The organism is Mitsuaria sp. PDC51, from assembly GCF_900113225.1.
Classification (GTDB): Bacteria; Pseudomonadota; Gammaproteobacteria; order Burkholderiales; family Burkholderiaceae_C; genus Roseateles.
Genome location: NZ_FOZE01000003.1, coordinates 87,342 through 101,423 on the forward strand (window position 1 = coordinate 87,342; position 14,082 = coordinate 101,423).

15 protein-coding genes are annotated in these 14,082 nt (G+C 69.5%); 11 read left to right on the top strand and 4 right to left on the bottom strand.

Going from position 1 to position 14,082, the window contains the following annotated elements; all coding sequences use genetic code 11:
* Positions 1 to 33 precede the first annotated feature (33 nt).
* Positions 34 to 447 (bottom strand): biopolymer transporter ExbD, encoded by a 414-nt coding sequence (locus tag BM393_RS20905; RefSeq protein ID WP_091732241.1) that lies wholly within the window; start codon positions 445 to 447, stop codon positions 34 to 36.
* Positions 444 to 1,145, bottom strand: coding sequence for a MotA/TolQ/ExbB proton channel family protein (locus BM393_RS20910; protein WP_091732246.1), 702 nt, complete (start codon positions 1,143 to 1,145; stop codon positions 444 to 446). Before BM393_RS20910 ends, BM393_RS20905 begins: the two co-directional genes overlap by 4 nt.
* Positions 1,146 to 1,473: 328 nt before the next feature.
* Here BM393_RS20910 and xseA point away from each other — a divergent pair, with 328 nt between their 5' ends.
* Both xseA and BM393_RS20920 read left to right on the top strand, forming a co-directional pair.
* The gene (gene xseA / locus BM393_RS20915) at positions 1,474 to 2,838 is read left to right on the top strand and encodes an exodeoxyribonuclease VII large subunit (protein ID WP_091732250.1); all 1,365 of its coding nucleotides are present in this window, start codon (positions 1,474 to 1,476) and stop codon (positions 2,836 to 2,838) included.
* A 115-nt stretch (positions 2,839 to 2,953) separates the two neighbouring features.
* The gene (locus tag BM393_RS20920) at positions 2,954 to 3,538 is read left to right on the top strand and encodes a superoxide dismutase (protein WP_091732254.1); all 585 of its coding nucleotides are present in this window, start codon (positions 2,954 to 2,956) and stop codon (positions 3,536 to 3,538) included.
* 102 nt (positions 3,539 to 3,640) lie between these two features.
* Here the strand turns inward: BM393_RS20920 and BM393_RS20925 are convergent, their stop codons facing one another.
* Positions 3,641 to 4,117 carry a DUF192 domain-containing protein gene (locus BM393_RS20925; RefSeq protein ID WP_091732257.1) on the bottom strand — a complete coding sequence of 159 codons (477 nt, stop codon included), beginning with the start codon at positions 4,115 to 4,117 and terminating at the stop codon, positions 3,641 to 3,643.
* Between the two features lie 35 nt (positions 4,118 to 4,152).
* Between BM393_RS20925 and BM393_RS20930 the strand changes: the two genes are divergently transcribed.
* The 8 genes from BM393_RS20930 (at position 4,153) to BM393_RS20965 (ending at position 11,725) form a co-directional block, all read left to right on the top strand.
* Positions 4,153 to 6,522, top strand: coding sequence for a cation-translocating P-type ATPase (locus BM393_RS20930; RefSeq protein ID WP_091732260.1), 2,370 nt, complete (start codon positions 4,153 to 4,155; stop codon positions 6,520 to 6,522).
* Positions 6,523 to 6,562: 40 nt separating this feature from the next.
* Positions 6,563 to 6,709: a cbb3-type cytochrome oxidase assembly protein CcoS gene (ccoS, locus tag BM393_RS20935; protein WP_091732264.1), complete on the top strand. Its 147-nt coding sequence runs from the start codon at positions 6,563 to 6,565 to the stop codon at positions 6,707 to 6,709.
* Between the two features lie 76 nt (positions 6,710 to 6,785).
* Positions 6,786 to 8,246, top strand: a complete 1,461-nt coding sequence (gene ccoN, locus BM393_RS20940) for a cytochrome-c oxidase, cbb3-type subunit I (protein WP_091732269.1) — start codon at positions 6,786 to 6,788, stop codon at positions 8,244 to 8,246.
* A gap of 25 nt (positions 8,247 to 8,271) precedes the next feature.
* Entirely contained in the window at positions 8,272 to 8,898 is a 627-nt protein-coding gene (gene ccoO, locus BM393_RS20945; protein ID WP_091732274.1) for a cytochrome-c oxidase, cbb3-type subunit II, read from the top strand.
* A 13-nt stretch (positions 8,899 to 8,911) separates the two neighbouring features.
* Entirely contained in the window at positions 8,912 to 9,088 is a 177-nt protein-coding gene (locus BM393_RS20950; protein ID WP_091732277.1) for a cbb3-type cytochrome c oxidase subunit 3, read from the top strand.
* The gene (gene ccoP / locus BM393_RS20955; protein ID WP_091733783.1) at positions 9,081 to 9,983 is read left to right on the top strand and encodes a cytochrome-c oxidase, cbb3-type subunit III; all 903 of its coding nucleotides are present in this window, start codon (positions 9,081 to 9,083) and stop codon (positions 9,981 to 9,983) included. The genes BM393_RS20950 and ccoP overlap by 8 nt, the downstream gene beginning before the upstream one ends.
* Positions 9,970 to 11,397 (top strand): cytochrome c oxidase accessory protein CcoG, encoded by a 1,428-nt coding sequence (gene ccoG / locus BM393_RS20960; protein WP_254783543.1) that lies wholly within the window; start codon positions 9,970 to 9,972, stop codon positions 11,395 to 11,397. Before ccoP ends, ccoG begins: the two co-directional genes overlap by 14 nt.
* 55 nt (positions 11,398 to 11,452) lie before the next feature.
* Positions 11,453 to 11,725 carry a hypothetical protein gene (locus tag BM393_RS20965; protein WP_091732289.1) on the top strand — a complete coding sequence of 91 codons (273 nt, stop codon included), beginning with the start codon at positions 11,453 to 11,455 and terminating at the stop codon, positions 11,723 to 11,725.
* 25 nt (positions 11,726 to 11,750) lie between these two features.
* On the opposite strand, the gene BM393_RS20970 is transcribed toward BM393_RS20965, so the two are convergent.
* The gene (locus tag BM393_RS20970; protein WP_091732294.1) at positions 11,751 to 12,500 is read right to left on the bottom strand and encodes a cyclic nucleotide-binding domain-containing protein; all 750 of its coding nucleotides are present in this window, start codon (positions 12,498 to 12,500) and stop codon (positions 11,751 to 11,753) included.
* Between the two features lie 108 nt (positions 12,501 to 12,608).
* Here BM393_RS20970 and hemN point away from each other — a divergent pair, with 108 nt between their 5' ends.
* A complete protein-coding gene (gene hemN / locus BM393_RS20975; RefSeq protein ID WP_091732297.1) occupies positions 12,609 to 14,072 on the top strand; it encodes an oxygen-independent coproporphyrinogen III oxidase in 1,464 nt (487 codons plus the stop codon).
* Positions 14,073 to 14,082: the final 10 nt, after the last annotated feature.

Here is a 14,082-nt window from a genome sequence, read left to right on the forward strand (position 1 = left end):
CGCGGGCCCGGCCGACCGCGGCGCCCACGGCGGTCATTGCGGCTTGTTGGCGGCGAAGGTCAGTCGCGTCAGGTTGGCGCGACGCGCCGCGTCCATCGCGTTGACCACCGCCTGGTGCGGCGTCGCCGCGTCGGCGGAGACGATGACCACCGGTTCCTGCTTGCCTTGCGCCGCCTGCAGCAGCGCGGCGGTCAGCAGGTCGACGCTGCGACCTTCGACCGCGTTGCGGTCGATCGCGTAGCGGCCGTCCGCCGAGATGGCCACGATGATCTCGGCCGGCCGGTCCTTCAGCTGCTGGGCGTCCGCCGTCGGCAGCGTCAGCTGCAGCTCGGTGAACTTGGAATACGTGGTCGACAGCATCAGGAAGATCAGCACGACCAGCAGCACGTCGATGAACGGGATCAGGTTGATCTCCGGTTCCTCGCTCTGGCGACGGCGGAACTTCATGCCTTGGCCTTGCCTGGCGCGGGCGTGGCGACCGGCGGCGGCACGGTCACCGGACCGGTGTTGGCCGCATGGGCGCCGGCGGGCATCGCGCGGTTCACCAGGTGCGTCAGCAGGCGCTCGCTGGCCTGTTCCATGTCCACCACGTAGGCCTCGATGCGGCCGCGGAAGTAGCGGTAGAACATCAGCGACGGGATCGCCACGATCAGGCCGAACGCGGTGTTGTAGAGCGCGATCGAGATGCCGTGCGCCAGCAGGCCGGGGTTGTTGCCGGTGGGGCTCTGGCTGCCGAAGATCTCGATCATGCCCACCACCGTGCCGAGCAGGCCCAGCAGCGGGGCGGCTGCGGCGATGGTGCCCAGCGTGTTGAGGTAGCGCTCCATCTGGTGGATCGCGTGGCGGCCGGCCAGCTCGAAGACCTGGCGCAGGCGGGCTTCGCCGGCGCGCGGGTCGGCCTGCGAGGCGCGCAGCCCAGCGGCCAGCACCTGGCCCAGCAGCGAGTTCTCGGCCAGCTTGCCCACGACCTCGCCGCTCGGGATCTGCAGCTGGGTCACGCCCAGCACTTCCTCGATCAGGCTGGGCGGCGCCACCCGGGCGGCGCGCAGGCTCACGACGCGCTCGATGATCAGCGCCAGGGCCACCACGGAACACAGCAGCAGCGGCCAGATCGGCCAACCGGCGGCTTGTATGATCGAAAACAAGGCTTTCCCTCCGTTCGGGCATCTCCGGCCCGGCGGCGCATTATGGCGCCACGCCGCCCGCGCTTCGACCACCGCGGCCCCTCATCACAAGCCCTTACAAACATCCACCGAACCTGTGGATAACTTTGTGGGCAACTGGTCGCGGAACCGCGCCAGGGCCCGTCAGCAAACGGCAAGGATTAGCCTGCTTCAAAAATGAGCAGGAAAAAGCTTTTGAAAAACAAGCGCTTATCGATATGTGACGCGGGCATGACGGGCAATATGGCCTGCGGAGCCAGCATTGGCGCGGCTGTGGAGTTCCCGACCCGCGCCATTGCTGGGTTTGCGCATGATTGACGCCCCACAACCCGCATCGCCACGGATGGTCTGGGGGGTCGCGGCCCTGTTGACGGCCCTTTCCGACGCATTGCAGGCCAGATTCCCCGTCGTGACGGTGCAAGGCGAGCTGTCGGGTTTCACCCGCGCGGCCAGCGGCCACTGCTACTTCAGCCTGAAGGATGCCGACGGCCAACCGGCGATGCTGCGCTGTGCGATGTTCCGGCGCGCCGCCTCGATGGTCGACTTCGCGCCGCGCGACGGCATGACCGTCGAGCTGAGAGGCCGGCTCGACCTCTACGGGCCGCGCGGCGAACTGCAATTCATCGTCGAGGCGATGCGGCGCTCCGGCGAGGGCGCGCTGTACGAGCAGTTCCTGCGCCTGAAGGCGCGGCTGGAGGCGCAGGGCTGGTTCGATCCCGACCGCAAGCGCCGCCCGCCGCCCTACGCGCGCCGGATCGGCGTGATCACCTCGACCGGCGGCGCGGCCCTGCATGACGTGCTCACGGCGCTGCGCCGGCGCGCGCCGCATGCGCGGGTGTTCATCTACCCGACGCTGGTGCAGGGCAGCGAGGCCCCGCCGGCGATCGTTCGCGCGCTGGCCGCGGCGAACGCCCGTGCCGACGCCGAGGTGCTGCTGCTCGTGCGCGGTGGCGGTTCGCTCGAAGACCTCTGGGCCTTCAACGACGAGCGCGTCGTGCAGGCGGTGGGCGAATCGGCGCTGCCGGTGATCTGCGGCGTCGGGCACGAGACCGACATCACCCTCGCCGACCTGGCGGCCGATCTGCGGGCGCCGACGCCGACCGCCGCCGCGGAGCTGGCGACCGTGGCCCGCCAGCAATGCCTGGACAGCCTCGACGCGCTGGAGCGGCAGCTGCGGCGCCGTGTCGAGCAACGCCTGGACGCGGCGGCGCAGCGGCTGGACCGGCTCGCGCTGCGGCTGGCGCGGCCGGGCGACGCGCTGGCGCGACAGCGCCGGCGGCTCGATCTGCTGTCGCAGCGGCTGGGGCAGGTCGCGCCGCGGACCGTGTCGATGGAGACCCAGCGCCTGCGCCATCTCGCGCAGCGCCTGGCCCAGGTCGCGCCCCGCGCCGCCGCCCTGGAACAGCAGCGGCTGCGGCACCTGGCGCAGCGGCTGGACCGCGCGCTGCCGCAACAGGCGCAGCGCGGCGCCCAGCGGCTGGAGGGGCTGGCGGCGCGCCTTCAGGCGCTCGACCCGCGCCAGGTGCTGGCGCGCGGTTATGCCTGGCTGGACGATGGCCAGGGGCGGGCGCTCGGTTCGGTGGACCAGCTCCACGAGGGCCAGGACTTGCGCGCCGTGCTGGCCGACGGCGAGGCCGACCTGCGGGTCGGGCGCATCGCCCGCCGGGAGCGCTGAGGGGCGGCCTGCGCCCCGGGGCGGCGGGGTACGCGTGCTCCCGGCAGGGGCATGATTTCGCTGCCTACAATCCGCCGCGACACCCGTCCCACCACCAACCGATTAGGAGTCCCTCATGGAACACGTCCTGCCCGAGCTGCCGTACGACAAGAAGGCGCTGGAGCCGCACATCAGCGCCGAGACCTTCGAGTACCACCACGGCAAGCATCACAAGGCCTACGTGGACAACCTGAACAACCTGCAGAAGGGCACCGAGTTCGAAAGCAAGACGCTGGAAGAGATCGTCAAGACCTCGAGCGGTCCGATCTACAACAACGCCGCCCAGATCTGGAACCACACCTTCTTCTGGTCCTGCATGAAGCCCAACGGCGGCGGCGCGCCGACCGGCAAGCTGCTTGACGCGATCAATGCCAAGTGGGGCAGCGTCGACGCCTTCAAGGAAGCCTTCCAGAAGAGCGCCGTCGGCAACTTCGGTTCCGGCTGGACCTGGCTGGTGAAGAAGGCCGACGGCAGCGTCGACATCGTCAACACGGGCGCCGCCGGCACCCCGCTGACCACCGCCGACACCGCGCTGCTGACCATCGACGTGTGGGAACACGCCTACTACATCGACTACCGCAACGCGCGTCCGAAGTTCGTCGAGACCTTCCTGAAGAGCCTGGTCAACTGGGACTTCGCGCAAGCCAATTTCGGCAACTGACGCCGCGGCGCCTGCGCGAGCGGGCGCCGGATGGACCAACGGCCCGGGATCGCTCCCGGGCCGTTGTCGTTTCAGGCGGCGCCGCGACCTCGCGGCTTCGCTTCACTTGGGCCAGGGGCCGCCGCGCAGCTTCGAGCCGGCCTTCAGGCCGCGCTTGTCGAACCAGCCCTTGTTCATTTCCAGCACGTAGCGCACCGGCTTGGTGGAGCAATGCGAGGCGTCGGACAACGGCTGCATCTCGACGATGTTGACGATCGTGCCGTCGTCGGCGACGAAGGCGGCCGACAGCGGGATCAGCGTGTTGCGCATCCAGAAGCACTGCTGCGCGGGCTGTTCGAACACGAAGATCATGCCGGCGTTGGGCGCCATCTCCTTGCGGGCCATCAGGCCGATGGCGCGCTGCTCGTCGGTGCGGGCGACCTCGGCATGGATCAGGTGCATGCCCGCGCCGAGCTCGACGACCGGCAGACCGGTCTGCGGGATCTGCTGGGCCATGGCGGGCGCGGCGGCCGACAGCGCGGTGATCAACAGGGCGGTCGACAGGGCGGCGGACGATGCGGCGCGTTTGATATTGAGCATGACGTGACCTCGAGGATGGGCGGATTATCGCGGCCATGTTGCCCGCCCCCGCCGCCTCGGCCGATGCCGGCGCCCGGGGCGCCGACATCCGGCCCGCCAATCGCCCCCGCCGCGACGCGCCGCTGACGCCTGCGGCGTCCTCGGCGCCCGATGGGCTCGACGGGCTCGACGAAGCGCTGCGCCCCGTCACGCAATGGCACGCGGCAACGGGCGGCGAGCGCATCGCGCGCACGCGCTTGCGGCTCTCGGGCATGCATTGCGCCGCCTGCGCCGGGCTGATCGAAACCACGCTGCAGGCGCGCCGTGGGGTTCACGCGGCGCAGGTGAACGCCTCCACCCAGACGCTGATGCTGGACTGGTCGCCGGCGGGTGTCCCGTTCGAGGAGCTGCGGCAATCGCTGAGGGCCGCCGGCTACGACCTCGCCCCTGACCTTGCCGGGCCCGCGCGCGAACTGCGCCGGCGCGAGCACCGGCAGGCCGTCTGGCGGCTGTTCGTGGCGAGCTTCCTGATGATGCAGGTGATGATGCTGGCGTGGCCGTCCTACGTGGCCGCGCCCGGCGAGATGGCGCCGGACCAGGCGGCCCTGCTGCGCTGGGGCCAATGGGTGTTGACGCTGCCGGTCATGCTGCTGGCGGCGGGCCCGTTCTTCCAGGCCGCGGCCTCGCAGCTGCGCCAGCGCCGCATCGGCATGGACGTGCCCGTGGCCCTGGGATTGGCGGTCGCCTTCGTCGCCGGCAGCGGCGCGACGCTCGATCCGGGCGGGCTCTTCGGGCACGAGGTCTACTTCGACTCGATCACCATGTTCGTGGCCTTCCTGCTGGGCGCGCGCTACCTCGAACTGCGCGCGCGACACCGCGCCGCGCAGGCGCTCGAGCACGCCGCCGGCGAACTGCCGGAGCGGGTCGAGCGCCAGAAGCCGGACGGCAGCGTCGAAACGGTGCCCGTGGCGCAGCTGGCGCCGGGAGACCTCGTGCGCGTGGCAGCCGGGCAGCGCATTCCCGCCGATGCCACGGTGGACGCCGGTGCTGGCGCGGTGGATGAGTCGCTGCTCACCGGCGAGTCCAGACCGGTCGCGAAGGCGTCTGGCGACGAGGTGCTCGCCGGCAGCCTGAACCTCCAGGGCGTACTGATGCTGCGGGTGCGGCACGTGGGCGAGCAGACCCGTCTGGCCGGCATCCGCCAGCTGATGACGCAGGCCTTCCAGGACCGTCCGGCGACGCTGCGCATGGCCGACCGCGTGGCGGGATGGTTCCTGGCGGCGGTGCTCGTGCTGGCCGGCTTGGCGGCGCTCGCGTGGCAGCTGATCGATCCCTCGCGGGCGGTGGCCGTGGCGGTGTCCGTGCTGATCGTGACCTGTCCCTGCGCGTTGTCGCTGGCGGCGCCGGCGGCGTGGGTGGCCGCCGCGGGCACCTTGGCGCGACGCGGGCTGTTGCTGTCGCGGCTCGAGGCGATCGAGACGCTGGCCGACATCGACGTCGTCGTCCTCGACAAGACCGGCACGCTGACCGATCCATCGCCCCGGCCCCGGCGCCAATGGCCCGACGCGCTCGACGCCGACGCGCGGTCGGCGGCGCTCGCGCTGGCCGGCGCGTCGCACCATCCGCTGGCGCGCTCGCTCGCGCGAGCGTTGGAGTCCGAACGCGACGCTCCACCCCCGTCGTCGCCGGCGAAGGAGTGGGTGATCGAAGAGTTCAGCGGTCGCGGCCTGGAAGCGCTGGCCGACGATGGACGGCGATGGCGGCTCGGCGCGCCGCGCTGGGCGCTGACGCACTTCGAGCCGCAGGAGCGGCGAACCGGCGTGGCCGATGCGCAGGTCGTGCTCGCCTGTGACGGCATCGTCCGGGCCGCCTGGCTGTTCGACGAGGCGCTGCGCGACGATGGGCGGACGGCGGTGAGCGCCTGGCGCGAGCGCGGGCTGGAGGTGCACCTGCTGTCCGGCGATGCACCCGAGCGCGTGGCCGCGATCGCGGACCAGGTCGGCCCGGTGCGATGGCGCGGCGGCGCGAGTCCCGAAGACAAGCTGGCCCATGTGGCCGCCTTGCAGGCCTGCGGCCATCGCGTGCTGATGATCGGCGACGGCATCAACGACGCGCCGGTGCTCGCGCGTGCGCAGGTCTCGGTGGCGATGGGGCAGGGCGCCGACCTCGCCAAGTCGCGCACCGACGCGCTGCTGGTGTCGGACCGGCTCGGCGCGATCACCACCGCGCTCGGCCTGGCCCGGCGAACGCGCCAGGTGGCCCGCCAGAACCTGGCCTGGTCGGCGCTCTACAACGCGGCGTGCGTGCCGATGGCGCTGGTGGGCTGGCTGCCGCCGTGGGCAGCGGGCCTGGGCATGGCGACGAGTTCGCTGCTGGTGGTGGCCAACGCCGCACGCCTCGGACGCGACACGACCTTCCGTCGGTGAGGCCGCCCCCGACGCCTCGACATCGTTCCGGAACCCGCACATGGACATCCTCTACCTGCTGATCCCGTTCTCGGTCGTGCTGGTCCTGCTGGTGCTGATGGTGTTCGGCTGGGCCGTGCAGGACGGACAGCTCGAGTCGCTGGACCGGGAAGGTCAACGAATCCTCGAGGACGACGCCGGAGCTTGACCGTCATCAACACGCTCGCGAACCAGGCGCCGAACAATCGCCGCCAATCGCGCGAAGAGCGCCTCGAGGAGCCAGCATGGCAAGCAAATCAGAGTCAACGGGAGCACGCTCAGGCGCGCCCAGCTACGAGGACGGCGTGGTCCGCGCCTTCGCGCTGGCGGCGGTGCTGTGGGGCGTGGTGGGAATGCTGGTCGGCGTGGTCATCGCCGCGCAGCTCGCCTGGCCAGAGTTGAACTTCGGCATTCCCTGGCTCAGCTACGGCCGGCTCCGGCCGCTGCACACCAACGCGGTGATCTTCGCCTTCGGCGGCTGCGTGCTGATGGCCACCGCCTTCCACGTCGTCCAGCGCACCAGCCATGTGAAGCTGTTCGCCCCCGCCTTGGCGTGGTTCACCTTCTGGGGCTGGCAGCTCGTCATCGTGCTCGCCGCGATCACCCTGCCGCTGGGCCTGACCACCGGCAAGGAATACGCCGAACTCGAATGGCCCATCGACCTCCTGATCGCCGTGGTCTGGGTCGCCTACGCGATCGTCTTCTTCGGCACGATCGGCGTTCGTCGCGTGCGCCACATCTACGTGGCCAACTGGTTCTTCGGCGCCTTCATCATCGCGGTGGCGCTGCTGCACATCGTCAACAGCGCCGAGATCCCGGTCTCGCTGACCAAGAGCTACTCCGCCTATGCCGGCGTCCAGGACGCCATGGTGCAGTGGTGGTACGGCCACAACGCGGTCGGCTTCTTCCTGACGGCCGGCTTCCTCGGCCTGATGTACTACTACATCCCCAAGCAGGCGAACCGGCCGGTCTACAGCTACCGGCTGTCGATCGTCCACTTCTGGGCGCTGATCTTCACCTACATGTGGGCGGGACCCCACCACCTGCACTACACCGCGCTGCCGGACTGGGCGCAGAGCGTCGGCATGCTGTTCTCGCTGGTGCTGCTGGCGCCGAGCTGGGGCGGGATGATCAACGGCGTCATGACGCTCAGCGGCGCGTGGCACAAGCTGCGCGACGACCCGATCCTGAAGTTCCTCATCGTGGCGCTGTCGTTCTACGGCATGTCGACCTTCGAGGGGCCGATGATGTCGATCAAGACCGTCAACGCGCTGTCCCACTACACCGACTGGACCGTCGGCCACGTGCACAGCGGCGCGCTGGGCTGGGTGGGCTTCATCTCGATGGGGGCGCTGTACCACCTCATCCCCCGCATGTACGGCCGCGTGGAGATGTATTCCAAGCGCGCCATCGAGCTGCACTTCTGGATCGCCACGCTGGGCATCGTGCTCTACATCGCCGCGATGTGGATCGCCGGCGTCATGCAGGGCCTGATGTGGCGCGCGGTGAATCCGGACGGCACGCTGACCTGGACCTTCGCCGAGAGCGTCAAGGCGACCTACCCGTTCTACGTGGTGCGGCTGCTGGGCGGCCTGCTGTACCTGAGCGGGATGTGCCTGATGGCCTGGAACGTCGTGATGACGGTCCGTGTCGGCCGCCCGGCCCGCCATCCCATTCCCGGCGCCGCGTTCGCGGCCGCCGCCTGAACGCCCGGACCCCAAGGAGCACGTCATGGCCAACGCCCATGCCCCCGCCACCGGTCACGAGCGCATCGAGACCAGCAACTTCCTGATGATCGTGCTGGTGCTGCTGACGGTGATCGTCGGCGGCATCGTCGAGATCGTCCCGCTGTTCTTCCAGCGCTCGACCACGCAGGCCGTCGAGCATCTGAAGCCGTATTCCCCGCTGCAGCTCGCCGGTCGCGATGTCTACATCCGCGAGGGTTGCTACAACTGCCACTCCCAGATGATCCGCCCACTGCGCGCCGAGACACTGCGCTACGGGCACTACTCGGTCGCCGGCGAGTTCGTCTACGACCACCCCTTCCAGTGGGGCAGCAAGCGCACCGGCCCCGACCTGGCCCGGGTCGGCGGCAAGTACAGCGACGAGTGGCACCGCCTGCACCTGACCAATCCGCGGGACCTGGTGCCCGAGTCCAACATGCCGGCCTACGCCTGGTTGTCGGGCGCGGCGCTCGATCCGAAGGACCTCGCGCCCAAGATGCGCGCGCTGCGGACTGTCGGGGTGCCCTACACGGACGAGCAGATCGCCCAGGCCGGCGCCGAAGTCCAGGGCAAGACCGAAATGGATGCCGTCGTCGCCTACCTGCAGGTGCTGGGCACCGCGCTGAAGCCCTGATCGGAGCGCCGTCATGCCTGACATCGATGTGAATGTGCTGCGCTCCGCGGTGACCGTGCTGTCACTGCTGGTGTTCGCCGGCATCGTGGGCTGGGCCTATGCCCGCCGCAACCGGGAACGATTCGAAGACCAGGGGGCGCTCGTCCTGTCGGACGAGGACGTGGCGCTCCAAGGAGGTCGTCATGAGTGATTTCGTTTCGAACGGCTGGTCGCTGTTCGTGGCCGCTGCCACCGTGCTGGGCCTGGCCCTGTGCCTGGCCCTGCTGATCATCGCCAGCCGCCGCAAGGTGATGGCCGCCGACAACTCCACCGGCCATGTCTGGGACGAGGACATCCGGGAGCTCAACAACCCGCTGCCTCGCTGGTGGATGGTGCTGTTCGTGCTGACGGTGGTCTTCTCGGTGCTCTATCTGGCGCTGTATCCGGGTCTGGGCGGCTACGCCGGTCGGCTGGGCTGGTCGAGCACCGGCCAGTTCGACGCCGAGCAGGCCAAGGCCCGCGAGGCCATGCGGGCGATCTACGCGAGGTTCGACGGGCTGCCGGTGGAAACCGTGGCCAGGGATCCGCAGGCGATGGGCATCGGCGAACGCCTGTTCGCCAACAACTGCGCCACCTGCCATGGCTCCGACGCCAAGGGGTCCAAGGGCTTCCCGAACCTGACCGACAACGACTGGCTGTATGGCGGCAGCGGCGAGACCCTCATCGAGACGATCACGCGTGGCCGGGAAGGCACGATGCCACCGATGGCGGCGGCGGTCGGCAACGGCGAGGATGTGCGCAACCTGGCGCATTACGTGCTGAGCCTGTCAGGCAGTCCGCACAACTCGGTGGCGGCCGCGCTGGGCAAATCCAGATTCACCGCCTGCGCCGCCTGCCACGGCATGGACGGCCGCGGCAATCAGGCGCTGGGCGCTCCCAACCTCACCGACAAGGTCTGGCTGCACGGTTGGGGCGAGCCTGCGATCGTCGCGATGATCAACAACGGCAAACACAGCCACATGCCGGAGCACGGCTCCCGGCTCAGCCCCGAGCAGATCCGCGTGCTGGCGGCCTATGTCTGGGGGCTGTCTCATGAGCGACCCTGAGCTCAAGACGATCTCGCTGTATGCCTCCGAGGCGAAGGTCTATCCCCGCGCGGTGCATGGGTGGTTTGCCTTCTGGCGCTGGGCGCTGGTGTGGGCGACGCAGCTGCTGTTCTATGGGCTGCCCTGGCTGACCTGGAACGGTCGCCAGGCCGTCCTGTTCGATCTGGACGCGCGGCGCTTCCTGATCTTCGACCTGATCCTGTACCCGCAGGACTTCATCTACCTGACCGCCTTGCTGGTCGTGTCGGCCTTCGGGCTGTTCTTCTTCACCGCGGTGGCGGGCCGGCTGTGGTGCGGCTACGCCTGCCCGCAGACGGTCTACACCGAGATCTTCCTGTGGATCGAGCGGCACACCGAGGGCGACCGCGCGGCGCGCATCCGTCTCGACAAGGCGGTCTGGTCGTTTGGCAAGCTGGGGCGAAAGACGGCGAAACACGCCGCGTGGCTGACCGTGTCGCTCTGGACCGGTTTCACCTTCGTCGGTTACTTCGAACCGATCCGCGTGCTGGGCGAGAACGCCATGCAGGCGGCGCTCGGCGGATGGGAAGTCTTCTGGATCCTGTTCTATGGAATGGCGACCTATGGCAATGCGGGCTACCTGCGGGAACAGGTCTGCAAGTACATGTGTCCCTATGCCCGCTTCCAGAGCGCGATGCTGGATCGGGACACGCTGATCATCAGCTACGACGCCGAGCGCGGCGATCCGCGCGGCCCGCGCTCGAAGAAGGCGGACCTGTCGACGATCGGACTCGGCGCCTGTGTCGATTGCCAGCAGTGCGTCCACGTGTGTCCCACCGGCATCGACATCCGCAAGGGCCTGCAACACGAGTGCATCGGATGCGCCGCCTGCATCGACGTCTGCAACGACGTGATGGACAAGTTCGGCTATCCGCGCGGCCTGATCCGATACGCGACGCAGAACGGCATGCAGCATCGTTGGGGCGCCGCGCGCCAATGGCGACGTGTGTTGCGGCCCCGCGTGCTGATCTACGGCGGGATCCTGCTGGCGGTGTCGGCTGCGCTGGTCTGGAGCCTGGCGGTGCGGATGCCCTTCAAGGTGGATGTGGTGCGCGATCGCGCCGCGCTGGCGCGGGAGGTCGAGGACGGGGTCGTGGAGAACGTCTATCGCCTGCAATTGATGAACGCCGCCGAATCGACGCAGGGGTTCGTGCTGGATGTCGAGGGCATCCCCGGCCTGCGGGTCGCCGCGCCAACCGGGCGATTGACGCTGGCGCCCGCCGAGGCGCGCTGGGTCACCGTCTCGCTGCGTCTGCCCGCGGAGCAGGCGCGGCGGTTGGGACCGGGCGTGCATCCGATGCGGTTCTCGATCCGCCGGGTGGAGGCGGGCGGCCCGTCGGGGGCCGGCGATGCACGCGAACTGTTCGAGAAATCCACTTTCATGGTGCCGCGATGAGCGCGGCATCCGATCCGGCGCCTCGTCGGCGCCCCGGCCTTCAGCGGGAGCTTCCATGACGACGACACGAATCAACGACCTGGACACGCCGGGCAGCGGTCCCTGGTGGCGGCATCCGATGATGTGGCTGGTGGTCGGCGGGCCCGGCATGGTCGTGGTGGCGGGCGTGGCCACCCTGGTGCTCGCTCTGACGCATCCCGACCCTGTCGTCCCTTCGTCGGACGGCGTCGATCGGAGCGGTGTGGCCGCGGAAGCGGGCGCCGACGCCGCGATGGCCCCTGCGATGAAGGCGCGCAACCACGCGGCGACGGGCGGGCAGACCCCCTGATCGATCCTGGCGTCCGGGCTCGTGCCTACACGGCGCGGCGGACCAGTTGCAGCAGCCGGCGCGGCTTGAGGACGCGCAACTCGCGCGCCCGCACCTCTAGCACGCCGTCTTCCTGCATGCGTGAGAAAGTGCGGCTGACCGTCTCCAGCGTGAGCCCCAGATGGCTGCCGATCTCGTCGCGCGTCATGCGCAGCACGACGCTGGACGACGAGAAGCCGCGTGCGCGCAGCCGACGCATCAGGTTGATCAGGAACGCGGCGACACGCTGTTCCGCCCGCATCGAGCCGAGCAGCACCATCATGGCCTGGTCCCGCACGAGTTCCCGGCTCATCAGCCGATGGAACTGGCGCTGCAGGCGGTCGAACTCGCGGGTGAGGTCCTCCAGCCGACCGTAGGGAATGACGCACACCTGCGAGTCCTCCAGCGCGACCGCCTGGCTCGCGTGCGCGCCGTCATAGATGCCGTCCAGGCCCAGCAGCTCGCCGGCCATGTGGAAGCCGGTGACCTGATCGCGGCCGTCCTGCGCCGACGCCGAGGTCTTGAAGAAGCCGGTGCGGACGATGTAGATCGCCTCGAAGACGTCGCCGGTCTTGAACAGCACCGCTCCGCGCGCGACCGCGCGCCGATCGCTCACCATGCGTTCGAGCTGCAGCACCTCCGCGGCGGGCAGGCCGGTCGGCAGGCAGATCTGGCGCAGCGCGCAAGTCGAGCAACTGATCTTGAAGAGGTCGTGCGGCGCGGAGGGGGGCAGGGAAAGTCGGATGCGGCTCGACATGAGGCGGTCAGGCATGCGAGGAAGCGGCGGATTCTTTGTCGGGGCCCCGGCGCCGGCAATGACATCAATCAATGACGATTTGGCAGCAAAGGGTGAGGATCGCCGCCCATGAACCCTGATCCGACCCCGTGGGACCGCAGCATCCCCGATGCCGATCTGCTGCGCCGGTTCGACATCGCCGGACCGCGTTACACCTCCTATCCGACGGCTGACCGCTTTCATGCAGGCATCGATGCCGAACGTCATGGAGAGACGCTCGCGCTGCGCGCGTTCGGCCCTGCGGCGACGCAGCCGCTGTCGGTCTATGTCCACATCCCGTTCTGCGAGTCGGTCTGCTACTACTGCGCCTGCAACAAGGTGGTCACCCGGCATCACGAGCGCGCGGCGGTCTATGTCGACGCGCTGGAGGCGGAGATGGCGCTGGTGCACCGGCGGCTCGGGGCGCGCGCGCTCGTGTCGCAGCTGCATTTCGGCGGTGGCACGCCGACCTTCCTGACCGACCGCGAGCTGTCGATGCTGATGGCCTTGCTGCATCGCCACTTCCGCCTCGCGGCCGATGCCGAGATCTCCATCGAGGTCGATCCGCGGACGATCGACGTCGCGCGGCTGCGCCATCTGCGCACGCTGGGGTTCAACCGGCTGAGCTTCGGCGTGCAGGACTTCGATCCCGACGTGCAGCGGGCCGTGCATCGCGAGCAGAGCCTGGAGAGCGTCACGGCGCTGATGGGCGCCGCGCGCGACCTGGGCTTCCGCTCGATCAATGTCGACCTGATCCACGGCCTGCCGCGCCAGACGCCCACCTCCTTCGCGCGGACGATCGACCAGGTCGCCGCCTTGCGGCCCGACCGCATCGCGCTCTACGGGTACGCCCACCTGCCGCACCGCTTCAAGCCGCAGCGCCGCATCGACACCGCCGCGCTGCCGCCGGCCCCGGACAAGCTGCGGATGCTGGCCGGCGCCATTGCCGGGTTCATCGCCCGTGGCTACAGCTACATCGGCATGGACCACTTCGCGCTGGCGGACGATCCGCTCGCCGTCGCCAAGCGGGAAGGGCGCCTGCATCGCAACTTCCAGGGCTACAGCACCCAGCCGGACTGCGACCTGGTGGCGCTGGGCGTGTCGGCGATCTCCAAGGTCGGCGCCTCGTTCGCGCAGAACGTCAAGACGCTGCCCGAGTACTACGCCGCCCTTCGCGAGGGGCGCCTGCCGGTCGAGCGCGGGCTGACGCTCGACCAGGACGACCTGGTGCGGCGCGACGCGATCATGGCGCTGATGTGCCAGGGCCGGCTCGAGTTCGATCCGATCGAGCGCTCGCACGGGATCGTCGTCGCGGATTACTTCGCGCCGGAACTTGAGCGCCTGCGACAGTTCGCGGCGGACGGCCTGGTGACGATCGATGCGCGCGGCGTGCAGGTCACGCCGATGGGCTGGTTCTTCGTCCGGGCGGTGGCGATGGTGTTCGACCGCTACCTGAAGGCGGTGGATCGCGCCACGCCGCTGATGGCGATGGCTGGCGAGCAAGCATCCGTTGTCGCGGCCGAGGCGCCGGTGCGCTTCTCCCGCATCCTCTGAGGCGCCGCCA